This is a genomic window from Pseudomonas neustonica, assembly GCF_003797945.1.
GTDB lineage: Bacteria > Pseudomonadota > Gammaproteobacteria > Pseudomonadales > Pseudomonadaceae > Halopseudomonas > Halopseudomonas neustonica.
Map to the genome: position 1 here is coordinate 115,119 of NZ_RKKU01000007.1, position 24,972 is coordinate 140,090.

At 56.6% G+C, this 24,972-nt stretch carries 30 protein-coding genes; 17 read left to right on the forward strand and 13 right to left on the reverse strand.

Features of this window, described 5'->3' with window-relative positions:
* The first annotated feature begins 13 nt into the window (after nt 1-13).
* The 8 genes from bioB (at nt 14) to EF096_RS08315 (ending at nt 7,905) form a co-directional block, all read left to right on the forward strand.
* Nucleotides 14-1,084, forward strand: a complete 1,071-nt coding sequence (gene bioB / locus EF096_RS08275) for a biotin synthase BioB (protein ID WP_177412310.1) — start codon at nt 14-16, stop codon at nt 1,082-1,084.
* 195 nt (nt 1,085-1,279) lie between these two features.
* Nucleotides 1,280-2,464 (forward strand): 8-amino-7-oxononanoate synthase, encoded by a 1,185-nt coding sequence (gene bioF, locus EF096_RS08285; RefSeq protein WP_123889155.1) that lies wholly within the window; start codon nt 1,280-1,282, stop codon nt 2,462-2,464.
* A 4-nt stretch (nt 2,465-2,468) separates the two neighbouring features.
* On the forward strand, nt 2,469-3,179 hold the full coding sequence (locus tag EF096_RS08290; protein WP_158611248.1) for an alpha/beta fold hydrolase: 711 nt from the start codon (nt 2,469-2,471) through the stop codon (nt 3,177-3,179).
* Nucleotides 3,176-3,973, forward strand: a complete 798-nt coding sequence (gene bioC / locus EF096_RS08295; RefSeq protein WP_123889157.1) for a malonyl-ACP O-methyltransferase BioC — start codon at nt 3,176-3,178, stop codon at nt 3,971-3,973. The genes EF096_RS08290 and bioC overlap by 4 nt, the downstream gene beginning before the upstream one ends.
* A gap of 11 nt (nt 3,974-3,984) precedes the next feature.
* Nucleotides 3,985-4,665 carry a dethiobiotin synthase gene (gene bioD / locus EF096_RS08300; protein WP_123889158.1) on the forward strand — a complete coding sequence of 227 codons (681 nt, stop codon included), beginning with the start codon at nt 3,985-3,987 and terminating at the stop codon, nt 4,663-4,665.
* A gap of 78 nt (nt 4,666-4,743) precedes the next feature.
* A complete protein-coding gene (locus EF096_RS08305; RefSeq protein WP_123889159.1) occupies nt 4,744-5,052 on the forward strand; it encodes a hypothetical protein in 309 nt (102 codons plus the stop codon).
* A 64-nt stretch (nt 5,053-5,116) separates the two neighbouring features.
* A complete protein-coding gene (locus EF096_RS08310; protein ID WP_123889160.1) occupies nt 5,117-5,884 on the forward strand; it encodes a putative metalloprotease CJM1_0395 family protein in 768 nt (255 codons plus the stop codon).
* A gap of 215 nt (nt 5,885-6,099) precedes the next feature.
* The gene (locus EF096_RS08315) at nt 6,100-7,905 is read left to right on the forward strand and encodes a phenylacyl-CoA dehydrogenase (protein WP_123889161.1); all 1,806 of its coding nucleotides are present in this window, start codon (nt 6,100-6,102) and stop codon (nt 7,903-7,905) included.
* An 81-nt stretch (nt 7,906-7,986) separates the two neighbouring features.
* On the opposite strand, the gene egtB is transcribed toward EF096_RS08315, so the two are convergent.
* The 3 genes from egtB to yjgA form a co-directional block, all read right to left on the reverse strand.
* Complete coding sequence (gene egtB, locus EF096_RS08320) at nt 7,987-9,198, reverse strand: ergothioneine biosynthesis protein EgtB (RefSeq protein ID WP_123889162.1); 1,212 nt, start codon at nt 9,196-9,198, stop codon at nt 7,987-7,989.
* Complete coding sequence (gene egtD / locus EF096_RS08325; protein WP_158611249.1) at nt 9,195-10,175, reverse strand: L-histidine N(alpha)-methyltransferase; 981 nt, start codon at nt 10,173-10,175, stop codon at nt 9,195-9,197. Before egtD ends, egtB begins: the two co-directional genes overlap by 4 nt.
* 119 nt (nt 10,176-10,294) lie before the next feature.
* Nucleotides 10,295-10,825, reverse strand: a complete 531-nt coding sequence (gene yjgA / locus EF096_RS08330; RefSeq protein ID WP_123889164.1) for a ribosome biogenesis factor YjgA — start codon at nt 10,823-10,825, stop codon at nt 10,295-10,297.
* Nucleotides 10,826-10,987: 162 nt separating this feature from the next.
* Here yjgA and pmbA point away from each other — a divergent pair, with 162 nt between their 5' ends.
* Nucleotides 10,988-12,343 carry a metalloprotease PmbA gene (gene pmbA / locus EF096_RS08335; RefSeq protein WP_123889165.1) on the forward strand — a complete coding sequence of 452 codons (1,356 nt, stop codon included), beginning with the start codon at nt 10,988-10,990 and terminating at the stop codon, nt 12,341-12,343.
* 122 nt (nt 12,344-12,465) lie between these two features.
* Here pmbA and EF096_RS08340 read toward each other — a convergent pair whose 3' ends face one another.
* The 10 genes from EF096_RS08340 to EF096_RS08385 form a co-directional block, all read right to left on the reverse strand.
* A complete protein-coding gene (locus tag EF096_RS08340; protein ID WP_123889166.1) occupies nt 12,466-12,738 on the reverse strand; it encodes an HPr family phosphocarrier protein in 273 nt (90 codons plus the stop codon).
* Nucleotide 12,739: 1 nt separating this feature from the next.
* A complete protein-coding gene (gene rapZ / locus EF096_RS08345) occupies nt 12,740-13,594 on the reverse strand; it encodes an RNase adapter RapZ (RefSeq protein WP_123889167.1) in 855 nt (284 codons plus the stop codon).
* A 5-nt stretch (nt 13,595-13,599) separates the two neighbouring features.
* Nucleotides 13,600-14,055 (reverse strand): PTS IIA-like nitrogen regulatory protein PtsN, encoded by a 456-nt coding sequence (gene ptsN, locus EF096_RS08350; protein WP_123889168.1) that lies wholly within the window; start codon nt 14,053-14,055, stop codon nt 13,600-13,602.
* A 21-nt stretch (nt 14,056-14,076) separates the two neighbouring features.
* Nucleotides 14,077-14,385: a ribosome hibernation-promoting factor, HPF/YfiA family gene (hpf, locus tag EF096_RS08355; protein ID WP_123889169.1), complete on the reverse strand. Its 309-nt coding sequence runs from the start codon at nt 14,383-14,385 to the stop codon at nt 14,077-14,079.
* A gap of 78 nt (nt 14,386-14,463) precedes the next feature.
* Nucleotides 14,464-15,972: an RNA polymerase factor sigma-54 gene (locus EF096_RS08360; protein WP_123889170.1), complete on the reverse strand. Its 1,509-nt coding sequence runs from the start codon at nt 15,970-15,972 to the stop codon at nt 14,464-14,466.
* Nucleotides 15,973-16,065: 93 nt separating this feature from the next.
* Nucleotides 16,066-16,791, reverse strand: a complete 726-nt coding sequence (gene lptB, locus EF096_RS08365) for an LPS export ABC transporter ATP-binding protein (protein WP_123889171.1) — start codon at nt 16,789-16,791, stop codon at nt 16,066-16,068.
* Nucleotides 16,788-17,354, reverse strand: coding sequence for a lipopolysaccharide transport periplasmic protein LptA (gene lptA, locus EF096_RS08370; RefSeq protein ID WP_182248637.1), 567 nt, complete (start codon nt 17,352-17,354; stop codon nt 16,788-16,790). The genes lptB and lptA overlap by 4 nt, the downstream gene beginning before the upstream one ends.
* The gene (gene lptC / locus EF096_RS08375) at nt 17,341-17,919 is read right to left on the reverse strand and encodes an LPS export ABC transporter periplasmic protein LptC (RefSeq protein WP_123889172.1); all 579 of its coding nucleotides are present in this window, start codon (nt 17,917-17,919) and stop codon (nt 17,341-17,343) included. The genes lptA and lptC overlap by 14 nt, the downstream gene beginning before the upstream one ends.
* Nucleotides 17,916-18,449: a KdsC family phosphatase gene (locus EF096_RS08380; protein WP_123889173.1), complete on the reverse strand. Its 534-nt coding sequence runs from the start codon at nt 18,447-18,449 to the stop codon at nt 17,916-17,918. The genes lptC and EF096_RS08380 overlap by 4 nt, the downstream gene beginning before the upstream one ends.
* Nucleotides 18,446-19,417, reverse strand: a complete 972-nt coding sequence (locus EF096_RS08385; RefSeq protein WP_123889174.1) for a KpsF/GutQ family sugar-phosphate isomerase — start codon at nt 19,415-19,417, stop codon at nt 18,446-18,448. The genes EF096_RS08380 and EF096_RS08385 overlap by 4 nt, the downstream gene beginning before the upstream one ends.
* A gap of 213 nt (nt 19,418-19,630) precedes the next feature.
* Between EF096_RS08385 and EF096_RS08390 the strand changes: the two genes are divergently transcribed.
* From EF096_RS08390 to hisG, 8 genes are all read left to right on the forward strand, one after another.
* Nucleotides 19,631-20,446 (forward strand): ATP-binding cassette domain-containing protein, encoded by an 816-nt coding sequence (locus tag EF096_RS08390; RefSeq protein WP_123889175.1) that lies wholly within the window; start codon nt 19,631-19,633, stop codon nt 20,444-20,446.
* A gap of 8 nt (nt 20,447-20,454) precedes the next feature.
* Nucleotides 20,455-21,225 (forward strand): lipid asymmetry maintenance ABC transporter permease subunit MlaE, encoded by a 771-nt coding sequence (gene mlaE / locus EF096_RS08395; RefSeq protein ID WP_123889202.1) that lies wholly within the window; start codon nt 20,455-20,457, stop codon nt 21,223-21,225.
* A 19-nt stretch (nt 21,226-21,244) separates the two neighbouring features.
* Nucleotides 21,245-21,709 carry an outer membrane lipid asymmetry maintenance protein MlaD gene (gene mlaD, locus EF096_RS08400; protein ID WP_123889176.1) on the forward strand — a complete coding sequence of 155 codons (465 nt, stop codon included), beginning with the start codon at nt 21,245-21,247 and terminating at the stop codon, nt 21,707-21,709.
* A gap of 26 nt (nt 21,710-21,735) precedes the next feature.
* Nucleotides 21,736-22,377: an MlaC/ttg2D family ABC transporter substrate-binding protein gene (locus EF096_RS08405; RefSeq protein WP_123889177.1), complete on the forward strand. Its 642-nt coding sequence runs from the start codon at nt 21,736-21,738 to the stop codon at nt 22,375-22,377.
* The gene (locus EF096_RS08410; protein ID WP_123889178.1) at nt 22,374-22,697 is read left to right on the forward strand and encodes an STAS domain-containing protein; all 324 of its coding nucleotides are present in this window, start codon (nt 22,374-22,376) and stop codon (nt 22,695-22,697) included. Before EF096_RS08405 ends, EF096_RS08410 begins: the two co-directional genes overlap by 4 nt.
* 70 nt (nt 22,698-22,767) lie before the next feature.
* Nucleotides 22,768-23,007, forward strand: a complete 240-nt coding sequence (locus EF096_RS08415; protein ID WP_123889179.1) for a BolA family protein — start codon at nt 22,768-22,770, stop codon at nt 23,005-23,007.
* 22 nt (nt 23,008-23,029) lie between these two features.
* Nucleotides 23,030-24,310, forward strand: coding sequence for a UDP-N-acetylglucosamine 1-carboxyvinyltransferase (gene murA / locus EF096_RS08420; RefSeq protein ID WP_123889180.1), 1,281 nt, complete (start codon nt 23,030-23,032; stop codon nt 24,308-24,310).
* Complete coding sequence (gene hisG, locus EF096_RS08425) at nt 24,307-24,948, forward strand: ATP phosphoribosyltransferase (protein WP_123889181.1); 642 nt, start codon at nt 24,307-24,309, stop codon at nt 24,946-24,948. The genes murA and hisG overlap by 4 nt, the downstream gene beginning before the upstream one ends.
* The last annotated feature ends 24 nt before the right edge of the window (nt 24,949-24,972 follow it).

The following is a 24,972-nucleotide window of genomic DNA, read 5'->3' on the forward strand; positions in this document are numbered from 1 at the left end:
GGGTTCCCAAGCAATGAACAAAGGATACGTATCCATGACCGCCTCCGTGACTCGCCACGACTGGACTCCCGCCGACGTGCTGGCGCTGTTCCGCCTGCCATTCAATGACCTGTTGTTCCGCGCGCAGAGCGTTCATCGCGAGCACTTTGATCCAAACCGGGTGCAGGTTTCTACCCTGTTGTCGATCAAGACGGGGGCCTGCCCCGAAGACTGCAAATACTGCCCGCAGTCAGGCCATTACAACACGGGTCTGGACAAGGAAAAGTTGCTGGAAGTGCAAAAGGTACTGGATGAAGCCACTGCGGCAAAAAACATCGGTGCCACCCGCTTCTGCATGGGGGCGGCCTGGAAGCACCCCTCCGAGAAAGATATGCCTTACGTGCTGGAAATGGTGCGCGGTGTGCGCGCCATGGGGCTGGAAACCTGCATGACCCTGGGTAAATTGACCAAGGAGCAGACAGCGGCTCTGGCCGATGCTGGTCTCGATTACTACAACCACAACCTGGATACCTCGCCTGAGTTCTACGGCAACATTATTACTACTCGCACCTATGGCGACCGGCTGGAAACCTTGGCCTATGTGCGCGATGCGGGTATGAAAATCTGCTCCGGCGGTATTTTGGGTTTGGGTGAGTCGGTTGAAGACCGTGCCGGTCTGCTGATTCAACTGGCCAACTTGCCGGAGCATCCTGAGAGTGTGCCAATCAATATGTTGGTTAAGGTGAAGGGTACGCCGCTGGAAAACGAGGAAGATGTTGATCCTTTCGATTTCATCCGAACCCTCGCAGTCGCCCGCATCATGATGCCCAAGTCGCACGTTCGCCTCTCTGCCGGGCGTGAGCAGATGAACGAGCAGACTCAGTCGCTCGCTTTCTTTGCCGGTGCCAATTCCATCTTTTATGGCGAGCGTTTGCTCACCACGGCCAACCCGCAGGCCGGTAAGGATATGCGTCTGTTTGAGCGCCTGGGCATCAAGCCCGAAGAGCGTGAAGAACACGATGATGAGGTGCACCAGGCGGCGATCGAGCAGGCGCTGGTTGAGCAACGCGACAGTGCCTTGTTCACTGACGCAGCAGCGGTTTAAATCCAGCCCAAGCCACAAGCCACAAGCCACAAGCCACAAGCCACAAGCCACAAGCCACAAGCCACAAGCCACAAGCCACAAGCCACAAGCCACAAGCCACAAGTTAATAGAAGGCTGTAGCCCACCGCGGGTTTTCCTGGCGCTTGCAGCTTGCAGCTTGCAGCTTGCAGCTTGTAGCTCAAACGAGTCCTCTCCGTGCCATTTGATCTTTCCTCACGCTTGGCAGCGCGTCGTGCTGCCCACCTCTATCGCCGCCGACCTTTGTTGGATGCGCCGCAGGATGTGCGGGTGCGCGTCGATGGTGAGAACTTGCTGGCGTTCTGCAGTAATGACTATCTGGGTCTGGCCAATCACCCCGAGGTGATTGAGGCTTTTGCGCAGGGTGCTCGGCGTTGGGGGGTGGGCGGTGGCGCGTCGCACCTGGTTGTCGGTCACAGCACGCCGCATCACGAGCTTGAAGAAGCGTTGGCCCAGCTCACAGGGCGGCCGCGTGCACTGCTGCTGTCTAGCGGCTATATGGCTAATTTGGGGACAGTTACTGCGCTGGTCGGGCAGGGCGATACGGTGCTTGAAGATCGTTTGAATCATGCCTCTTTGCTCGATGCCGGTTTGCTCAGTGGCGCCCGCTTCTCACGTTATCTGCACAATGATCCGGCCAGCCTCGCGGCGCGACTGGAAAAGGCGACCGGTGATACCCTGATAGTGACCGATGGCGTGTTCAGCATGGATGGCGATCTCGCCAACCTGCCGGAGCTATGCGCTCAGGCCCGCAGTCGCGGCGCCTGGATGATGGTTGATGATGCTCACGGCTTTGGCTGTTTGGGTCAGCAGGGTGGCGGCATTGTTGAGCACTTTGGCCTTGGGCTGGAAGAGGTTCCAGTATTGGTCGGCACCCTCGGCAAAGCCTTTGGCACGTCGGGCGCCTTTGTCGCGGGCAGTGAGGAGTTGATTGAAACGCTGATTCAGTTTGCTCGTCCCTATATTTACACCACCAGTCAGCCACCGGCCGTCGCCTGTGCAACACTCAAGAGCTTGCAGCTGTTGCGCGATGAGCATTGGCGGCGTAGCCACCTGCAGCAGCTTATTGCGCGGTTTCGCCAGGGCGCCGGTGAGCTTGGTCTGCAATTGATGGAGAGTCCTACGCCCATTCAGCCGATTCTGGTTGGTAGCAGCGCTAGAGCGATGGCGCTGTCGGCCGCTCTGCGCGGGCAAGGTATCATGGTGACTGCCATCCGCCCGCCGACAGTGCCCCGCAACACGGCACGCCTGCGCGTGACCCTCTCCGCCGCACACAGCGATAGCGATGTCGATCAATTGCTGGATGCCCTTAAATTCGCTTTGGCAGGTCTTCCCGAACAGGACTTGGCTGATGAAGAGTGACCTGATGAATAGTATTAACCTCTTGCCGGGCTGGGCGCTGTCTGCCGCCAACCTGGCGCCGTTGCAATCAGCTTTGCAAAGCAGCTTGCCTGCATTTGCGGTGCACCTGCATGAGTTGCCGCCCATGCAAATGTCGAGTCTTGAGACCGATTTGCAGGAGCTGGCCGACTCCCTTCAGCCTGGTTGGTTGGTTGGCTGGTCTTTGGGCGGCATGTTGTCAGTACAACTATTACGTCGTTATCCCGAACGCTTTTGTGGCGTGGTGACTATCGCCAGCAATGCCTGCTTTGCGACGCGCACAGATTGGCTGGAGGCCATGCCGGCCGAGACCTTCAAGACGTTCTTTAATGACGCCCGCGAGAAACCGGAAAAGATCCTCAAACGCTTTGGATTGCTGGTCAGCCAGGGGGGCGCCAACGCCCGAGAGTTAAGCAAGCAATTACAGTGGAGCGACGCTGACCCATTGCAGCGGTTGAATCAGCTTGCGCTTTTGGGTGTGCTGGATAACCGTATTCATCTCAGCCGCACTCAGCAGCCGGTGCTGCATTGTCTGGCGGGTCAAGATGCGTTGGTGCCTGCGACTGTGGCTACAAAATTGCAGTCGCTCAACCCGAAAGCGCAAATACGTTTGCACCCGGATGCCAGTCACGCCTTGCCTTTGGAACAGCCCGACTGGGTGGCACAGCAAATCGCTGATTGGGTCCGTCCGGAATGAGTGATGCGGTAATCGATAAGCAGCAGGTTGCCGCCTCCTTCAGCCGGGCCGCGGGTACCTATGATCAGGTGGCTGAACTGCAGCGTAATGTGGGCAGCAATCTGCTGGGGCGTTTGCCGGATACGGTGCAGTTTGAAGCATTAGCCGATATTGGCTGTGGCACTGGTTACTTTACCCGTGCGTTGGCGCAACGTTTTGCCAAGCCGGTTCTGGGGCTGGATATAGCCGAAGGTATGCTGCGCTATGCCCGCGAGCAAAGTCCGTCTGGTTTGGCCTGGTTGGCTGCCGATGCAGAGGCGCTGCCATTGCGTTCCGCTAGCCAGGACCTGCTGTTCTCAAGCCTGGCGTTGCAATGGTGTCCGCAGCTGCCGCTGGCTTTGAACGAGGCGTTCCGTGTTTTGAAACCAGGCGGATGTATGGCTTTCAATACCCTGGTTGCAGGCACGCTGGTTGAGTTGCGCGAGGCGTGGCAAGCGGTCGATGGCTTTGTGCACGTGAATCGGTTTATGCCTTTGCCGCAGTTGCAGGGAATACTCGCTGGTGCTGGCTTTGCCAGCTGGCATTGCGAGGTTGAGATGCATGTTCTGCATTATGCGCAACTGAGTGAGTTGACCCACGAGCTCAAGGCGTTGGGGGCACATAACCTCAACGCTGGTCGACCAAGCGGTTTAACCGGGCGCGCTCGCTTGCGCGCTCTGACTACAGCCTATGAAACTCGGCGTCAGGCAACGGGGTTGCCAGCGACCTACCAGGTGGCTCAAGTACTGTTGTTCAAGGGCCTTGATCAGGTTTGATGGAGTAGAGCATGTCCAGACGATATTTTGTGACCGGTACCGATACCGAAATCGGCAAAACAACCATTGCGGCTGCGCTTCTGCACGCCGCACGTGTTGGTGGGCTCAGTACGGCTGCGGTCAAGCCGGTAGCGGCAGGATGCGAACTCACAGCGCAAGGCTTGCGTAACGAAGATGCGCTTGCCTTGCAGGCAGAGTGTTCGCCCGAGTTAGCGTACGAGCTGATCAACCCTATTGCACTGAAAGCCGCTATTGCGCCCCATATCGCGGCGCAGGAAGAGGGTGCTGCATTGACCCTTGAAGTGCTGGCCGGTGCCTGCCTCGAGGTTTTTGATCGCAAACGGGATTTGACCCTGGTTGAAGGGGCAGGTGGCTGGCGGGTGCCGCTGAACAGTGATGAGCTCTTGTCCGGGCTGGCGACTGATCTGAAGTTGCCCGTGGTTCTGGTGGTGGGTATGCGGCTAGGCTGTATTAATCATGCCCTGCTGACCTGCGAGGCCATTGCCGCAGACGGATTGGAGTTGGCGGGTTGGGTTGCCAATCACGTTGATCCGGACATGAGCCGGCCGGATGAGAACCTGGCTACCTTGCAGGCGTTAATCAAGGCACCTTTTTTGGGTCGTGTTCCGCGACTTGAGAACGCAAGCGCTGCTGCCGTAGCGCCCTATTTGGATGTGACGCCACTGGTCTGAACTGACCGGCGGTGATGTCCAATAGTGGCCATTTGTGCTTGAATAAGTGCAGGCTTTCTAGAACACCGAGGTTTTGTTATGGCTACCCTTGACTTGATTTCATCTGGCCTGACCAGTGTGCGTCAGGGTCAAAACCGTATGTCCAATGCTGCGTCTGATATCGCCCGCGTTGGAACTGCCGTTGATCCCACTGCTCCGCAGGCCGTGCCTGCACAGCCTGCTACCGGGCAAGCTGCTTCCAGCTCTCCGGTAGAAAGTGCGCGACCGGTCAATCTGGTCGATAGTCTGGTTGAGCTGCAGCAAGGGCGTCAGGAAGCTCAAGCCGGTGCTTCTGTGATTGATACCGCAGACGAAGTGTTGGGCACGTTGCTCGACGTAACCGTCTAAGCTGAGTCGTCCCGGACGCGCCTATTTCGGGTGCGCCTGGGCTGACTGGTCGAGGTCTTTGGTTATGATGAGTATCGGTGCTGCCAGCACGTACGGTTATTCCCCTCCGGTTGTATCGTCGCAGTTTCAAGCCGCTGCCGTTTCCCCTACGTCTATCGATAACGCGACACGCCCGGACAAGGCGAGTAGCGACTTTCCTCCCGTTGATCAAATGTCTGCTGGCGATGCTGCCGGTGCCAAGCCGCCTGAAGAAAAGGCGGTTTCTGGAAGTCAGGACCTGGAGCAGCAGAAGCGGGCCCAGTTGGCTGATGCCGAAGCTGAGTTGCAGCGAGTAACGCAGGAAGAAATCAGTGAGCTGGCAGCGCGCGACCGAGAGGTGCGCAGCCACGAACAGGCGCACATGGCCGCAGGTGGTCAGTATGCTGGCTCGGTACAGTACGATTACAAACGCGGTCCGGATGGTCGTTTGTATGCGGTGGGTGGTGAAGTAGGTATCGATACCTCTCGGGTGCCGGGTGATCCACAGGCGACAATCGACAAGATGGAGCAAGTCCGGCGGGCAGCCCTCGCGCCTGCAGAACCTTCAGGACAAGATCTGGCCGTAGCAGCGCAAGCTGCCCAGGTTGTTGCACAGGCGCGTGCCGAGCTGGCGACCAAGCCTGCTGAAGACTCGGAACGCGGCGACGTCAGTGCGTCAGAAGAGAGCGATCAAGAAAGTGCGTCTGGCGACGATACCGTTGATGAGGCATCGGCCTCTTCGCGTGACTTGTCGCTGTATCGCAATATCGCAGCAAATGCCGCCGACATCGGGTCAGTGGACTTGCGCGCCTGACTGCCCCCGTCTACCAACCTTCCTGATTTCAGCAATACGCTACTGTTTTGTCTAGCCGCTATGCGTATCTATTTATAGTTAGGTATTCACGCGGGGGTTGACTTTCATTTGGCGTAAACGTATGTTTCAAACACATGTTTGAATGTGCTGCCAGGCAGCGCACCCTGCAGCCTTCGCTGCCCTTGCATCTGATACTACTGTTGAGGTCAAGCACCATGCCCGATTATAAAGCCCCCCTGCGTGATATCCGTTTCGTTCGCGATGAGCTTCTGGGTTATGAAGAGCATTACCAGAGCCTGCCAGGCTGTGAAGATGCGACTCCCGATATGGTTAACGCCATTCTTGAAGAAGGCGCCAAGTTCTGTGAGCAGATTATTGCTCCCCTTAACCGGGTAGGCGACACCGAGGGTTGCACCTGGAGCCCTGAGGGCGTGAAGACGCCAACCGGCTTTAAAGAAGCCTATCAGCAGTATGTTGAAGGTGGCTGGCCGAGCCTGGCGCATGACGTTGATCACGGCGGCCAGGGTCTCCCCGAATCTTTGGGTCTGGCCATCAGCGAAATGGTTGGCCAAGCCAACTGGTCGTGGGGCATGTACCCTGGCCTGTCGCATGGCTGCATGAACACCATCGCTACCCACGGTACCGAAGATCAGAAGCACACTTATCTGACCAAACTGGTTTCTGGCCAGTGGACCGGCACCATGTGTTTGACCGAACCGCATTGTGGTACCGATCTGGGCATGCTGCGCACTAAGGCCGAGCCTGCTGCTGACGGCACCTACAAGTTGAACGGCACCAAGATCTTCATCTCGTCCGGCGAACACGACATGGCGGAAAATATCGTCCATATCGTTCTGGCGCGTCTGCCCGATGCACCGGCCGGCACCAAGGGTATTTCCCTGTTCATCGTGCCCAAGTTTCTGCCTAATGCAGAAGGTGAGATGGGCGAGCGCAATGGCGTGGCCTGTGGCTCCCTGGAGCACAAGATGGGTATCCACGGCAATGCGACCTGCGTGATGAACTTTGACGGCGCAACCGGCTATTTGATCGGGCCACCAAACAAGGGCCTGAATGCGATGTTCACCTTTATGAACACCGCGCGTCTGGGTACTGCGTTGCAAGGCCTGGCGCACGCTGAAGTCGGCTTCCAGGGTGGCATTCAGTATGCACGTGACCGTCTGCAAATGCGTTCGCTGACCGGCCCCAAGGCGCCTGAAAAAGCCGCTGACCCGATCATCGTTCATCCTGACGTGCGCCGCATGCTGCTGACCATGAAGTCGTTCGCCGAAGGCTGCCGCGCCATGGTTTACTTCACCGCGAAGCAAGTGGATATCGTCAAGAACAGCACCGATCCTGAGCAGCAGAAGCAAGCTGATGCGCTGCTGGCGCTGTTGACGCCTATCGCCAAGGCATTCATGACTGAAGTAGGCTTTGAAGCTGCCAACCACGGCGTGCAGATCTACGGTGGTCATGGCTTTATTGCTGAATGGGGCATGGAGCAAAACGTACGTGATGCGCGTATTGCCATGCTGTATGAAGGCACTACCGGTATTCAGGCGCTGGACTTGCTGGGCCGTAAGGTACTGATGACGCAAGGCGAAGCACTGAAGGGCTTCACCAAGATCGTTCACAAGTTCTGTCAGGCTCAGGAAGGTAACAGCGATATCGCCGAGTTCGTCGCGCCGCTGGCTCAGCTCAATAAAGAGTGGGGCGAGCTGACGATGAAAGTAGGTATGGCCGCTATGAAGGATCGTGAAATGGTCGGTGCTGCTTCAGTCGACTATTGCATGTACTCCGGCTACGCTTGCCTGGCCTACTTCTGGGCTGATATGGCACGCGTTGCCGCTGCCAAGCTGGCCGAGGGGACTTCCGAAGAGGCGTTCTACACTGCCAAGCTGCAGACCGCGCGCTTCTACTTCCAGCGAATTCTGCCGCGCACCCGCGCTCACGTAGATTCAATGCTGTCTGGCGCCGACAACCTGATGGACATGGACGCAGAGAACTTCGCTCTGGGTTACTGATTCAGCAGTTAGTCTGAGTGCTAAAAAGGCCGCCCCGGTTGATCCGGGGCGGCCTTTTTTATGCCGCGATAGCGCTATCTTTTATGGATTGCGTGCCAAGCGTAAGCCGCTGAATTGCCAGCGCGCCGCGGCGGGGAAAAAGTTGCGGTAGGATGGCCTGCTATGGCCGTTGGGTGTGGCGCATGAGCTGCCACGCAGCACCATCTGGTTGATCATGAACTTGCCGTTGTATTCGCCCACGGCACCGGCAGCAGGCTGGTAACCCGGGTAAGGCAGATAGGCGCTGTTGGTCCATTGCCATACTTCACCAAATAACCCGCCCAGTTCCGGGTGCTCTCTGGCGGCGTGCTCCCATTCCATTTCTGTCGGTAATCTGGCCTCTGACCAGCGTGCAAAGGCGTCAGCTTCATACAGACTGATGTGGCATAGCGGCGCGCCATGGTTCAGTGGCTGCTCCCCGGCGAGGGTAAAAATCACCCACTGCTGGTCACGGTGCTGCCAATACTGCGGCGCTTTCACTTCGTGGCTGCAAACCCAGTCCCAGCCATCTGAGAGCCAAAGCTCGGGCCGCTGATAGCCGCCGTCGGCGATGAAGGCAAGAAAGTCCCCATTGTTCACATTGCGGTCTGCTATTTGAAACGGCTCAAGCCAGACCTTGTGCGAAGGCCCTTCGTTGTCATAGCTGAACTCTGCAGTTGAATGACCGATCTCACATAGCCCGCCTGCCAATGAGACAAACTGTTGTGCGGACTTGTCTTGTTCTGCTTGCGGATGCTCGGGTGCAGCATCACGCCAGGCGGGTTGCAATGGATTACAGGCAAAGTGGTGTTTGAGATCGGTCAGCATCAGCTCCTGGTGCTGTTGCTCATGCTGCAGTCCGAGCTCTATCAGCTCGTTGAGCTTGCCTGACTGATCCCCCGTCGCCAGCAGCGCTGACATGTGCTGGTCGACGTGCTGGCGATAGTGCAGTACCTCGTCCAGTGAGGGGCGTGACAGCAGGCCGCGCTCTGCCCGCAGGTGTCGCTCACCGACGCCCACATAGTAGGAGTTGAAGAGTATGCGGTAGCGAGGGTCCAGTGGCGGTGGCGGCGTATCCAGGGCACCGAGCACAAAAGTCTCAAAGAACCAGGTGGTGTGTGCGAGGTGCCACTTGAGTGGGCTGGCATCCGGCATGGATTGCAGTTGGCAATCCTCTGCACTGAGCCCGCGAATAAGCTCTAGCGAGTACGCCCGGGTCTGGGCGTAGCGAAACTCAAGGCTGTTAGCGCTCCGCTGGCTGGCGATGTGGCTCATATTGGCTCCGCTAGAAATACGCCGAACCAGTCTTGCGGATCAGTCCAGTATTGCTTGCAGCGCAAGCCACTGGCCGCCAGCAGAGCGCGAAATTCGTCGACACTGTATTTGTGAGAATACTCGGTGAGTATGTGCTCTTCTGCACGGAAATGCCGGTCGGTGTGGGCGCCGAACTCTACCCGTTGCTGCTGATTTGAAATCAGGCGCATTTCGATGCGGCGGCTGGCCTGATCGAATCGCGCGCAGTGGCGAAATTTTTCCGGATCAAAATTGGCATCCAACTCTCGGTTTACCACGCTCAGCACGTTGAGATTAAATTCGGCAGTAACCCCGCTGGCGTCATCATAAGCTGCTTCGAGAATGTCGGTATCTTTGACCAGGTCTGCCCCGATCAGTAGCCGACCATGCTGGCCGCAGTGCGCCCTCACTCGCCGTAAGAAGCGTATAGCGTCGCGAGGCTCGAAGTTGCCGATGGAGGAGCCTGGGTAGAAAAACACGGGGGGTGAGTCCGCTCGCTCAGCCAGCAAATCATGCAGGTCCAACTGCTGGGTAAAGTCGGTGACCACGCCGACGCATTCCAGTCGTGGGTGTTGCCTGGCAATCTCGGCCAGCGAGCTTTGTAGAAACTCGCCTGCGATATCAACGCCAACCAGCCTGGCCGGGCGTATTGCGTCGAGCCAATACCGCGTTTTACCGCAATCGCCGCAGCCCAGGTCTATCCATTGCATACGGGCAGGCAGATGTTCGGCAATAGCGTCGCGATGCTCCGTAAATATCGCGGCTTCAGTGCGGGTAGGGTAGTACTCGTCGAGTTTGCAGATGGCGGTGAAGAGTTCACAGCCACGGTCGTCGTAAAAGTATTTGGAGTCGATGCGCGCTTGAGGTTGCAGCAGTCCGCGCAGTAGTTTTTGACGCTCATCCTGAGCAGGAGTGTGAAGTGCAGTTTGGAGTCGGGGCAGATCTAGGGCAAGGCTCACGCAGGCGATATCCTCTGCTAGTCAAAGACGCATGTGTCTAAAACTTAGCAGTCTGCTTAGCCTTTCGCCAGCAAAGGTTCTGGCGTATGCCGGAACCTTTGACTCAACGCCGGGTAAAACTAGAGTCCCTTGGCGCTATCTATCAGTTGCCGGATCATCTTGAATAGCTTGCGGGAGGCCGCTGGAGTCTTGTTTTGCTCGGCTTCTTTATTGGCTTGTCGAACCAGATGTCGAATCTGCTGCCGGTCGGCAGCGGGATAAGCCAGCATGAAGAGTTCCAGTTCGTCGCTGCGGCCGGTGAGCAGGCGATCACGCCAGCGTTCCATCTGGTGAAAGTGCTGGGCATGTGCCTGGGTACTGCTGTCGATCAGGTCAAGATACGTCTGGATCGCTTCAATATCCTGGTCCCGAACCAGCTTGCCGACAAAGCTCATGTGGCGCTTGAGAGCGCCGCGCGCAGTGTGTCGGGGGGCCTCGGCCAACGCCAGGCGTAGCTTGTCGGTCAACTCAAGTTTGTTGAGCTGATCGGGTTTGAGCGCGATCAGTCTACGTCCCATTTCCTGCAGAGCATCCATTTCCCGTTTGATCTGACTTTTGCTCTTGCCTTCGTCAATGGGTTCGAGGGATTCGTCTTCGTGAAACTCGGTCATGGCGTGCCTGTTGGAAATTGCTCGGGTTGGGTAGGTGTTATTGCATGAGCAGACGCGGCTGCTGGTGACTATGATACCTGTTCTGATCAGTACAGGGGTAATCGGCTGTGGTCGGGTGTGGCGCAACCCCGTTACAATGGAATGCATTGCTCTGGAGGATATATGACGACACCGATTTCGACTCAGCCTGACGATCCGCAAACGCTGCGTGCCAACCTTGAACAACGGGTAGCCTTTATTGTTGATGAGGCTCGCCGTCAGGGGGCGTCTGCCAGTGAAGTTGGCGTCAGCCAAAATACCGGATTATCCGTTGGCGTGCGCAAGGGTGAGGTCGAGACGGTTGAGTTTAATCGAGACCAGGGCTTTGCCATTACGCTATATGCCGGTCAGCGCAAGGGGTCGGTAAGCACCTCTGACACCTCCGACGAAGCTATTCGCAAAGCAGTAGAAACGGCACTGGTTATTGCGCGCCACGCTTCGGAAGATCCCTGTGCCGGTTTGGCAGATGCTGACTTGATGGCGCAGCAGATACCTGATCTGGACCTTTTTCATCCCTGGAATATCAGTGCCGATGCCGCTATCGATAAGGCGCTGGCGCTGGAGGCTGCGGCGCTCGAAGTCGATTCGCGCCTGACCACCGATAGCGCGCAGGTGAGTACGCAGCAAGGCTGTCGGGTGTATGGCAACAGTCATGGCTTCATCGGTAGCTCTATGGGCTCGCGGCATAGTGCGGCTGCGGTGCTGATCGTAGGGTCGGAGCAGGGTATGCAGCGTGATTACTGGTATGCCGTCGACCGTATCGCTGATCGTTTGCCGAGCGAGCAGGAGATTGGCCGCAAGGCGGCGCAGAGAACATTGTCGCGCCTGAACCCCAAGCCGATTAAAACCGCTAAGGTGCCCGTGTTGTTTGCCGCTGACCAGGCTGTAGGTCTGGTCGGGCACCTGCTGGGGGCTATATCGGGTGGTGCGGTTTACCGGCAGTCTACTTTTTTGCTGGATGCGCTCGGTCAACCGGTCTTTCCTGAGTGGATGACGATGTGTGAGCGCCCTTACCAGCTGCGTGCCATGGGTAGTGCCGCTTTTGATGGTGACGGCTTGGCGACACGTGAGCAGGCCTTTATTGACCAGGGACGCTTGAGTAGCTGGATACTCTCTACTTATTCCGGTCGTAAGCTAAGCATGCCGAGCACCGCTAATGCTGGCGGTGTGCACAACCTGCAGGTCACCAGTAATGCCGGTGACCTTGATTCCCTGCTCAAGGAAATGGGCACCGGGTTGTTGGTGACGGAGCTGATGGGGCAGGGCGTCAACGGCGTGACCGGTGACTATTCCCGCGGCGCAGGTGGCTTTTGGGTCGAGAACGGTGAGATACAGCATGCCGTCAACGAAGTGACCATCGCTGGTAACCTGAAAGATATGTATGCCAATCTACGCTGCGTCGGCAGTGATCTGGAGCGACGCGGTAATTACCTGACGGGGAGCTGGTTGGTTGATGGTATGACGGTAGGGGGCGCTTAACGGCCGCCGCCAGGCGGCTATTGGCTGCAAGCCTCAAGCTACAAGTTACAAGCTTAAAGCCAGCTGAAAACGTCAGTCTTGCGGCTTAGAGCTTGAAGCTTGGCGCTTCCAGCTTCCAGCAGCTACTCCCCTTCACCAAAATAGTCGTTAATCAGGGCGACTAGCTCGTTCAGCGCCTCGTCGGCCTGATCACCCTCGCAACTAATACAGATTTCACTGTCTTTGCTCGCCGCCAGCATCATGACCTGCATGATGCTTTTGCCATCAACCTGCAGTGTCTCATTCTCGCCAACCTGTACAACGCAGCCATAGCGATTGGCAACGCCAACGAACTTGGCTGCTGCGCGGGCGTGCAAGCCCAGTTTGTTGATGATTTTTACGCGGGTAGTTGGCATTTCAATGAAGGTCGCGATGGCGAATCAGTAAATTGGGCGTATTGGCGCGAAGCTCATTGACCAGTCGTTCGGCGAGATAGACTGATCGGTGGTGTCCACCAGTGCAGCCGATGGCGATGGTCATATAGCTGCGTTCACCGGCGGCATAACGCGGCAGCCATTTATTGAGAAACTGGCGGATATCCTGATACATCTCTTCTACGTCCGGCTGGCTGCTCAGATACTCGCGTACCGGCTCGTCCAATCCGGAGTAAGAGCGCAACTCCGGACGCCAATAGGGGTTGGGCAGGCAGCGGACGTCGAAAATCAGATCAGCGTCGGCGGGTACACCGCGTTTGAAGCCAAATGATTGAATGAGTACCGAGGGAGTGCTGCCTTGGCTGCCGAGTAAACGTTGTTTTATCTGGTCGCGCAGCTGATAAAGATTTAAGTGGCTGGTATCGATCTTGAGGGTCGCCAGATCAATGATCGGCTCCAGTATGCGCAGTTCTTGAGCAATAGCCTCGGCTAGCGAGCGCTGGCTATCAGTAAGCGGATGCTTGCGACGGGTTTCTGAAAAACGCTTGATCAGTACGTCATCGCCTGCGGCAAGGAAGAGCACGTCACATTGTACGCCAGCATCGCGTACCTGCTTGAGCAACTCGGGGAAGCGTTGCAGGTCGCTGGCCAGGTTGCGAGCGTCGATGCTGATGGCAATCGCCGGTAGATTCAGGTCTGCTTCGCTGGCCTGTTTGGCCAGTTCCGGCAGTAACCCCGCAGGCAGGTTGTCAATGCAGTAGAAACCGTTGTCTTCCAGCAGGTGCAGTGCGGTACTTTTGCCTGACCCCGAACGGCCACTCACGACGACCAGTCGCATTGGCTTCAGCTCCCATCTCCGGCGGTCATAATGTCGTACAGGCTTTGTGCATCGGGCGCTTTACGCAGCGCTTCTCGCAAGTCTGCCTGATCCAGTTTGCTCGCCAGCATTTTCAGAATCTGTAGATGCTGGTCGGTCGCTTCCTGTGGCACCAAAAGGACAAAGATAAGGTCCACAGGCTGGCCGTCCAGCGCATCGAAATCGATTTTACCGTCCAGCTGCAGCAGGGCGCCGATCGCTTTATGGCAATCGCCCAGGCGGCAGTGAGGGATGGCTATGCCATTACCAAAGCCAGTGGAGCCAAGCTTTTCGCGGGCTATCAGGCTTTCATAAATAGCGTCTGGATCAAGGTTTGTGTGCTGGGCAACCAGTTTGCCAATTAGCTCCAGCACACGTTTCTTGGATCCCCCCTGAACGCCCGAAAAGGTGCGGTCAGGGGTCAAGATATGATCTATTTGCATGGTTATGCGGTTAGGTTCGCGTTAACGGTCATTGGCGCCTTGCAGGCGATCGATGTATTTTTCTTTATGCTTGATCAGTTGCCTGTCGAGTTTGTCGGTTAGCTGATCAATCGCCACGTACATGTCAGTGCTTTCAGCCAGGGCGACAACTTCGCCGCCTGCTACGTGCAGGGTGGCTTCAGCTTTCTGACGGAGTTTTTCGACCTCAAGGGTTACCTGTACGTTGGTAATCTTGTCAAAGTGCCGCTCCAGGCGGGACATTTTTTCAGTGACGTGATCGCGCAGTGCGTCAGTGATATCGAGTTGATGACCGCTAATGTTCAGCTGCATACGGCTTCTCCTGATTGGCTTGATGTTGCTGGGTGACCTAATGTCACCCGGTGGTGCCACTGCATATTCCTTGACTGCTTAAACCAGTCTCTTGCGTTCGCTCGATGGGGCTATGTTGAGCGATTCGCGATATTTAGCAATTGTCCGGCGGGCCACTTCGATCCCTTGTTCTTCCAGTAAACCAGCGATCTTGCTATCGCTCAATGGTTTCTTTGGGTTTTCTGCTGCAACCAGTTTTTTGATCAGTGCGCGAATGGCGGTAGAGGAGAATTCGCCGCCCTCGCTGGTGCCCACATGGCTGGAGAAAAAGTACTTGAGCTCGAAGATGCCACGCGGGGTATGCATGAACTTCTGCGTGGTAACTCGTGAGATAGTCGATTCGTGCATACCGACCGCTTCGGCGATATCGTGCAGCACCAAGGGCTTCATGGCCTCTTCGCCCTGCTCAAGAAAGCCGCGCTGGTGCTCGACGATCTGCGTGGCTACCTTCATCAGGGTTTCGTTGCGGCTTTGCAGGCTTTTGATGAACCAGCGCGCCTCCTGCAAGTTGTTGCGCAGGTAAGTGTTGTCTTCACTGGAGTCGGCGCGACGCACCATAGAGGCGTACTGACCATTGACCCTGACCTTGGGCACTGATTCCTGATTCAGCTCGACCAGCCAGCGGTTATTATCCTTGCGCACTATGACGTCGGGAATAACGTATTCGGGCTCGCCTGAGGCAATTTCGCCGCCGGGGCGAGGGTTGAGCGTCTGGATTAGCGCGATGGCATCGCGTAGCTGATCTTCTTTAAGCTTGCTGCGCCGCATCAGCTGGCTGAAATCACGGCTGCCGAGCAGTTCAAGATGATCGCGTACCACGCGGGTGGCCTGTTCCAGCAGCGGCGTGTCAGCCGGAAGTTGGCGAATTTGTAGCAGCAGGCACTCGCGCAAATCCCGTGCGCCAATACCAACGGGCTCAAACTGCTGGATGCGGTGCAGTACCATTTCGACCTCATCCATCTCTACTTCCATCTCGGGAGGCAGTGAGGCGAGTATGTCGTCGAGGGATTCTTCCAGGTAGCCATCGGCATTGATGCCGTCGATCAGCGCGGCCGCAATCTCGTAGTCGGTTTCCGACATCGGGATCAGGTTGAGCTGCCACTCCAGATGGCTTTGCAGGGTTTCACCTGTGCCAGTGCGCGAGGTGTAGTCCCAGTCTTCTTCATTTTGGCTGGGTAGCGAGCTGGCTGATGTCTGGTAGACATCCTCCCACTGGGTATCCACTGGTAACTCATTGGGGATTTGCTCATTCCAGTTGCCGTCCTGCTCTGGCTGGCTATGCTGGTCTATGGCATCCATGGATACGGGTTCGGGTAGGGTGACGGCAGATGGGTCGCCGTCGCTGTCGCCATCGCTGCCCGCAGAGCCGGCGGCGCTGTAGTCGTCGTCGCCTTCGTCGGCCATCTCCAGCATGGGGTTGGCCTCCAGTGCTTCCTGCACCTCCTGCTGGAGGTCGAGGCTGGATAGCTGTAGCAGTCGGATGGCTTGCTGCAGCTGCGGCGTCATCGTCAGCTGCTGTCCCATCTTGAGGACGAGCGAGGGTTTCATTTTTTGGCGAACTACCTTATGCGCTTGGTCAAACTGTTATCGAGGCCGCTCTGGCTCATATCATCCTGTAGCATGCCTGAAACTTTTATCGTTTTATAGCCGAAACGCGTGCCCCAGATAGACTTCACGTACCTTCTGGTCTGCCATGACGGCATCCGCGTCGCCTTCGGCAATGATGGTGCCTTCGCTAACGATATAAGCCTTGTCACAGATATCCAGGGTTTCGCGTACATTGTGATCGGTGATAAGTACGCCGATGCCCTTGTCTTTGAGGTGCTGGATGATCTGCTTTATGTCGTTGACCGAAATGGGGTCCACGCCCGCGAAGGGCTCGTCCAGGAGTATGAAGCTGGGATCTGTGGCGAGTGCGCGGGCGATCTCGGCGCGCCGCCTTTCGCCTCCGGACAGGCTCATGCCCAGGTTGTCGCGCAGGTGTTGAATATGAAACTCACGCAGCAGCGACTCTAGTTTTTCCTTGCGACCCTCGGCTTTCAGATCTTTGCGGGTCTCCAGAATGGCCATGATGTTATCTGCCACCGTCAGCTTGCGGAAAATCGAGGCCTCCTGTGGCAAGTAGCCAATACCTTCGCGCGCGCGACCGTGCATGGGCAGCGCGGTGATGGCTTTATCGTCGATTCGCACTTCGCCCTGATCTGATTTGACCAGGCCTACAATCATGTAGAAGCAGGTTGTTTTGCCAGCCCCGTTGGGCCCCAGCAGGCCAACGACTTCTCCGCTACTGATCGAGACGGAGACGTCTTTGACAACGTTACGTGCTTTGTAAGTCTTGGCCAAGTGACTGGCTGTTAATGTACTCATGGCGCAGTGGGCTCGCTTTCACCGCCAGTGGCACCATTGCCGCGACTACGCGGCTGAATGGTAATTTCAATGCGGCCACTGCCGTTGCTGCTGGCGCCGCTGCCAGTGCTGCCGCTGCGCCCTGCATCGACAACCTGTGCCGGTATGTCGTAGCTGACATAGTCACCCTGGAAGGTATTGCCGGACTGCTCCAGGAAGGCGTTGTCGATCAGCACGACGCGTTCATCTGCGGCGTAGTACTCGATCGTTTGGGCGCGTGCCTTGACCGGTGGCTTGTTGGCTTCGGGTGTCTGCTGGTAGGTGGCAGGACCGCCCTGCGTGACCATTTTGTTCAGTTGACCACTAGCGTCAGTGGTCAGGGTCACCCGGCTGCCAGCCAGGCGCATGCTGCCCTGAGTAATGATGACGTTGCCGGTATAAACCGCCGTATTACGCTTGTCGTCCAGGGTCGCAGCATTGGCCTGGATGCGTATAGGCTGGCTACTGTCGCTGGGCAACGCGATTGCTGAAGCTGCTGGATAGAGCATCAGCGTCATGACGAAGAGGGATTTAGCGCACCTCATGTTGGCCTCGTACAGTGGACAGCAGCTTCAAGCGGCCGTCATTGAGAAATAACTGCATGCCCGTGGCGGTTGTTACGCTGCGGGCTGCTTCGATTTTAACGTCCTGATCGGTTTCGGCATAATCGCGTGCTGGAAACAGGGTCAGGGCGGAGGTGCTCAGGCGTCTGGTTGGCTGATTGGTCAGTTGTTGTTGCAATAGTACGTTAGCTTTCAGGTCAACGCGGTCGCCGTTTTCTGTGACCAGGCCTTCGTCTGCTTCAAGCAGCCAGGGCTTGGGGTCTTCGCCACGATAGAATACCAGCTTGGGTTGCTCTAAATGCGTGCTGCCATCTTCTACCTGATGTACTGCGTGCGTGCTGGTCAGTTCGTAGGCCGTTTTGCCTTCTTTGCTCAGAGCCTGAATGCGCGCGTTATCGATATAGAAGTCTGGTCGGGTCGAGCTGCTGTCCGTGGCTGGCGTAAAGCTGGCTGGGCGGATATTCCAGTACCCCATGCTCAGGGCAAGTATCACCCCGATTGCGACCAGTAGCCCGGTCAGCAGGTAACGTGGCACGTTCAGTTTCACAGGTAGGCCGCCTGGGCATCTTCCAGTGTGCCTTGTGCCTGCATGATAAGTTCGCAGAATTCGCGTGCAGCACCCGCACCGCCAGTGGCCGTTGTGATGCCATGCGCATGCTTGCGAACAAAGCCGTCAGCGCTGGCAACCGCCATGCCCAAGCCGACCTGGCGAATCACTGGCAGGTCGGGCAGGTCGTCGCCCAAAAAGGCAATCTCGTGCATTTCTACGGGTACGATTTCGCGCAGCTCGCTGAGCGCGGTGAGCTTGTCTTCGCGGCCCTGGATTAGATGCTTTATACCCAGTGCCGCTGCGCGCCGCTCAACCAGTGGCGACTTGCGCCCGCTGATGATCGCTGCTTCAACCCCGGACGCAATGAGCATCTTTATGCCGTGCCCGTCCAGGGTATTGAATGACTTGAACTCGGTACCGTCTGGCATGAAGTAAAGGCGACCGTCAGTCAGTACGCCGTCAACATCAAATATTGCCAGGCGAATGGACCGTGCTCGCTCGTTTAGCTGTTTTGGGGTTTGGTTCATACCACTCCTGCGCGCAGCAAGTCATGCATGTTGAGGGCACCAACGGGTTTGCCGTTGTCATCCACGACAAAAAGGCCGTTTATTTTCGCATCTTCCATGATTTTGAGCACTTCGGCCGCGAGCATACCACTACGCGCAGTTTTACCGTTTGCGGTCATGACGTCGGCAATCGTCATAGTATGGAAGTCGACGCTGTGATCCAGTGTGCGACGCAAATCGCCATCAGTAAAGATGCCCACCAGGTGTTGTTGCTCGTCGATAATGCCGGTCAGGCCAAGACCTTTGCGCGTCATCTCAAGTAGTGCGTCACGCAGCGAGGTGCTAGGCGTGACCAAAGGCATGCTGTCACCACTATGCATGATGTCATCGGCCAGCAGCAGCAGGCGGCGACCCAGGCTGCCGCCTGGATGTGAAAACGCGAAGTCTTCTGCGCTGAACCCGCGCGCCTCCAGCAGTGCGATCGCCAGTGCGTCGCCCATCACCAGTGCCGTGGTGGTGCTGGACGTGGGGGCGAGGTTAAGTGGGCAGGCTTCCTGCGCTACGGCGGTATCCAGGTTGGCAACGGCGGCCAGCGCCATCGTGGATTCCGGGTTGCCGGTAATGCTGATCAGGGGGACGCCCATGCGCTTGATGAGTGGCAGCAGGGTGACGACTTCGGCTGTATTACCGGAGTTGGACAGTGCAATGACCACGTCCTGCGGTGTGATCATGCCCATATCGCCATGGCTGGCTTCGCCTGGGTGGACAAAAAAAGCAGGCGTGCCGGTGCTGGCCAGAGTGGCTGCCAGTTTGCAGCCGATATGACCAGACTTGCCCATGCCGGTCACAACGATGCGGCCAGTGCAGGCGAGCAGAGTGTCGCAAGCTTTAATAAAGTGTGCGTCGAGCCGCTGCAGCAGGGTGTCGACGGCGTCGCGCTCCATGCTGATGGTGCGCCGGGCGGAGGCTATGTAGTCAAAATGAGGCATTGTGCTTTATCTGTTGTCGCTGAGCGGGGAAGTATAGCGGTTTGTGCGGATGAACTCACCCGTCTGCAGGTTTTCAAGGCTTTGGTTGCAGGGTGGGTACCTAATTATGGGTTACGGAGTGTTTCCCGCCTTGGGATGCACTGACGTAAATGATATATTACGCGGCTTAACTTGCCCGAGGCCTGGGCGCGATCGGGAAGAGCACATCCAGATATGACCGATTCTTCGGATTACATTGTTGATTTGCAGCAGATTACCTTCCGGCGCGGTTCGCGGTTGATATTCGATGGTGTGGATATTCGTATACCGCGCGGCAAAGTGACCGGCATCATGGGGCCGTCCGGCTGCGGTAAAACGACCCTTCTGCGGTTGATCGGCGCGCAATTGCGGCCGGACAGCGGCGCCATTCTCGTCAATGGTGAGAATATTCCAGAGCTGGGGCGTGAGCAGCTTTTTGCTGCGCGTCAGCACATGGGCATGCTGTTCCAGAGTGGTGCTCTTTTTACCGATCTGAGTGTTTTTGAGAATGTTGCCTTTCCGCTGCGTGTGCATACCCAGCTGTCTGAAGACATGATTCGCGATCTGGTTTTGCTCAAATTGCAGGCGGTCGGTTTGCGCGGTGCGCGCGAGCTGATGCCGGATGAGCTGTCTGGTGGTATGAAGCGCCGCGTGGCTTTGGCCCGTGCTATTGCACTCGATCCGCAATTGATGATGTACGACGAGCCCTTTGTCGGCCAAGACCCTATTTCTATGGGCGTGCTGGTGCGCTTGATTCGCCTGCTCAACGATGCGATGGGTTTGACCAGCATTGTTGTATCGCATGATTTGGCCGAGACCGCGAGCATCGCCGACTATTTATATGTGGTTGGCGATGGCCAGGTGTTAGGGCATGGCACGCCTGAAGAGCTGATGAACTCAGACAAGCCACGTATCAGGCAGTTTATGCAGGGTGAGCCTGATGGCCCGGTGCCGTTCCACTATCAGGCACCTGATTATCTTTCAGACTTGCTGCACAGGGAGCAGAAGTAGTGAGTGTTATGTCACGGATTGCTCTGCTTGGGCGTGCCGGTCTGGATACGATTTCCGCGCTGGGTCGATCAGGCGTGTTTTTATTCAATGCTCTTCTAGGGCGTACCCGTTTTGGCAATAGCTTTACGTTGCTGCTCAAGCAGCTCTATGCCGTTGGTGTGCTCTCATTGGCTATCATTATTGTCTCCGGATTATTTATCGGGATGGTGTTGGCGCTGCAGGGCTACAACATCCTGGTGGGTTATGGATCAGAGCAGGCTGTTGGCCAGATGGTGGCGCTGACTCTGCTGCGCGAGCTGGGGCCGGTGGTAACCGCATTGTTGTTTGCCGGTCGTGCCGGCTCTGCGTTAACGGCCGAGATTGGCTTGATGAAGGCCACCGAGCAGCTTTCCAGTATGGAGATGATTGGTGTTGATCCGCTGAAGTACGTTATTGCGCCGCGGCTTTGGGCTGGTTTTATTTCGATGCCGCTGTTGTCGATGATTTTTTGTGTCGTCGGCATTTGGGGTGGTGCTTTGGTCGCGGTTGACTGGCTGGGCGTCTACTCAGGTTCCTACTGGTCGAATATGCAAAATTCGGTCGAATTTTTTGATGATGTGCTTAACGGTGTGGTCAAGGCGGTTGTGTTCGCCTTTGTGGTGACCTGGATCGCTGTATTCCAGGGTTATGACTGCGAACCCACCTCAGAAGGCATTAGTCGCGCGACCACACGTACCGTGGTTTACGCCTCTCTGTCGGTGCTGGGGCTGGACTTTATTCTTACTGCTTTGATGTTCTGATTAGCCAAGGAAATAGCGAATGCGTACCCGTAATCTGGAATTGGTCGTCGGTGTTTTTATTCTGGTGGGATTGCTGGCCTTGGTTGTGCTTGCGGTCCGGATAAGTGGCCTGGCTCCAGGCAGTGCCGTCAATACCTATAGCGTGCATGCCTACTTTGATAACGTGGCGGGCCTTACCGCCAAGGCCAAGGTCACCATGTCGGGCGTTACTATTGGGCGGGTCACTGCCATCGAATTCGATAAGACGCGCTACAGTGCCCGAGTTGATATGGCTGTCGATAGCGATGTGAACACCCTGCCGGCAGACAGCACTGCTTCTATCCTGACCGCAGGTCTGCTGGGTGAGAAGTATGTTGGTATTTCCGTCGGTGGCGATGACGAAGTGTTGGCTGATGGTTCCGAGATATATGACACCCAGTCAGCCTTGGTACTTGAGGAACTGATCGGGCGCTTCCTGCTCAATACCGTGAGTAAAGACGAATGACCGTTGTAGCTAATAGGAGAGTCACCATGCGTGCAGCAATTCAGCTTGTGCTGGCACTAATCATCAGTATGCCTGCGCTGGCGCAGGCAACGGCCACGCCGCAGCAGGTAGTGGATGACACGTCGCGCAAGGTTATGGAAGTGCTGGATGCCAACCGTGAAACCTATCGTAATGACCCTGATGCGTTTGTGCAGGGGCTGGATGAAGTGCTCAATCCGGTCGTTGACTTCGAGGGTATCGCCAGCAGTGTGATGACAGTGCGTTACAGCCGCAGCGCCTCTGATGCGCAGATGCAGCGCTTTATTGAGACATTCAAGCGCAGCATGGTGCAGTTTTACGGCAATGCGTTGCTGGAATTTAAAAGCGGCGAAATTACCGTGTTGCCGCCAAACAGCCGCGAGCCAAGGCCGGATCGTGCCAGTGTAGATATGCAGGTTAAGGCGAATGATGGCCAGCTCTATACCGCGACTTACACCATGACCCAGATCGACGGTCAGTGGAAAGTCCGCAACGTAATCGTTGAAGGTATTAACATCGGTCTATTGTTCCGTGACCAGTTTGCCCAGGCGATGAAGGCGAATCGTAATGATCTCGACGCCGTTATCGACAACTGGGGCAGTGTTGTCGCCAAGTCACGTGAAACGGTAAAAGAGGAAACCAGCCAGTGAGCACGCAACCAGCTGTCGCCAATGTAGTGTTGGGTGAAGATGGCGTGCTGTTGCTCAGTGGTGTGTTGGACTTCGACAGCGTCATCGGCTTGAACGAGCAGCTGCGTGAGCCGATTGCGAGCACCGGAGGTGATATTATTCTCGACCTTTCGGGGCTGGAGCGGGTGAATAGCGTGGGTCTTTCCCTGCTTTTACGCGTGGCTGAACAAGCAGAGCAGTCTGAGCGTCGTCTGCGTCTTCGCGGCGTTCCTGCAGGTCTGCAGAGCATGGCTGAGGTATGCGGGCTCGATGTCTGGTTGCAGCAGGCCTCTGCGGCCTGAAGCTGTATCCGGTTACCCGATGCCTTTCATGGCCTGCCTGGCGCAGGCCATTTTGATGGAGAAACAGACAATGCAATCTAGCGAAGTCAAGCAACTGATTGAATCCAGCCTGCCTGCAACCGAGGTGTCGGTTGAAGGCGAGGGCTGCAACTTTCAGCTCAATGTGATCAGTGATGCGCTGGCAGCGCAGTCGCCGGTCAAGCGGCAGCAGCAGATATATGCCTTGTTGAATGACTATATTGCCGATGGACGTATCCATGCGGTAACCATGAAGTTTTATACCCAAGAGGCCTGGGCAAACCGCGCCTGAGGTCTGGAGAAAGAGATTCCATATGGACAAGCTGATCATCACCGGCGGCAACCGCCTGGATGGGGAAATTCGTATTTCCGGAGCCAAGAACTCCGCCCTGCCAATCCTGGCTGCTACGCTGCTGGCGGATGAGGCAGTTACCATTTGCAACCTGCCACACCTGCACGATATTACCACCATGATTGAGTTGTTCGGCCGCATGGGCATCCAGCCGATCGTGGATGAAAAGCTGAATGTGGAGGTTAACCCCACTAGCATCAGCACCCTGGTTGCGCCATACGAGTTGGTGAAAACCATGCGTGCTTCCATCCTGGTGTTGGGGCCAATGGTGGCGCATTTTGGTAAGGCCGAAGTTGCCTTGCCCGGCGGCTGTGCCATTGGCTCTCGCCCGGTTGACCTGCATATTCGTGGCCTTGAAGCCATGGGGGCGACCATTACCGTAGAAGCCGGTTATATCAAGGCGCAGGCGCCAGAAGGCGGCTTGCGTGGTGCTCACTTCTTCTTTGATACCGTGTCGGTTACCGGTACCGAAAATATCCTTATGGCCGCGACTCTGGCCAAAGGTAAAACCGTTCTGGAGAACGCGGCGCGCGAGCCCGAAGTGGTCGATCTGGCTGAGTGCCTGATTGCCATGGGTGCGCAGATTACCGGCCACGGTACTGACACCATCACCATTCATGGTGTTGAGCGTCTGCATGGTGCTCGCTATTCGGTCATGCCTGATCGTATTGAAACCGGCACCTATCTGGTCGCTGCGGCGACGACCCGTGGTCGCGTCAAGCTGAAGGACACTGATGCCTCCATTCTTGAGTCTGTATTGCTCAAGCTGGAAGAAGCCGGTGCCTATATTGATACCGGCAAAGACTGGATCAGTCTGGACATGAAGGGCAACCGTCCGCGCGCTATCAATTTGCGTACTGCGCCTTACCCTGCTTTCCCGACCGATATGCAGGCACAGTTTGTGGCCATGAACACCATCGCCGAAGGCACGGGTACGGTGATTGAAACCGTATTTGAAAACCGCTTTATGCATGTTCAGGAAATGAACCGCATGGGTGCTCATATTCTGGTTGAAGGTAACACCGCTATCGTAACCGGCGTTGAGCAGCTCAAAGGTGCTCCCGTCATGGCGACTGACCTGCGCGCTTCTGCGAGCCTGGTTATTGCTGGCCTGGTTGCCGAAGGCGACACCATGGTAGACCGCATCTATCACATTGATCGCGGCTACGAGTGCATTGAAGAAAAACTGCAAGCGCTGGGCGGCGTTATCCGCCGCGTTTCCGCATCACGAGAGTTTTCATGAGCGAGAGTCTTACCATTGCGTTATCCAAGGGACGCATCCTTGACGATACCCTGCCGCTACTGAAAGAGGCGGGTATCGAGCCGATCGAAGATCTGGAGAAGAGTCGTAAGCTGATTTTCTCTACCTCGGATCCGGATGTGCGACTGCTGATCGTGCGTGCCACCGATGTGCCCACCTATGTTGAACTGGGTGCAGCGGATCTCGGCGTAGCGGGCAAGGACGTGCTCATGGAGTACGGCAGCCAAGGGCTGTACGAGCCACTGGATCTGAAGATTGCGATCTGCAAACTGATGACCGCGGGCCCGGTGAATACTCCAGAGCCGACGGGTCGACTGAAGGTGGCCACCAAGTTTGTTAATGTGGCCCGCCGTTATTACGCCGAACAAGGCCGCCAGGTTGATGTGATCAAGCTGTACGGCTCTATGGAGCTGGCGCCACTGGTTGGCCTGGCCGACAAGATCATCGACGTGGTCGATACCGGCAATACCCTGCGCGCTAATGGCCTGGAGCCGCAGGAAATGATTGCTGACATCAGTTCACGCTTGATCGTCAATAAAGCTTCGATGAAGATGAAGCATGCGCGCATCAAGGCGCTGATTGATCTGCTGGCAGCTGCGGTAGAGCGCCGCACAAGCTAGTTTTAACCTGGTTTACCATCCCAC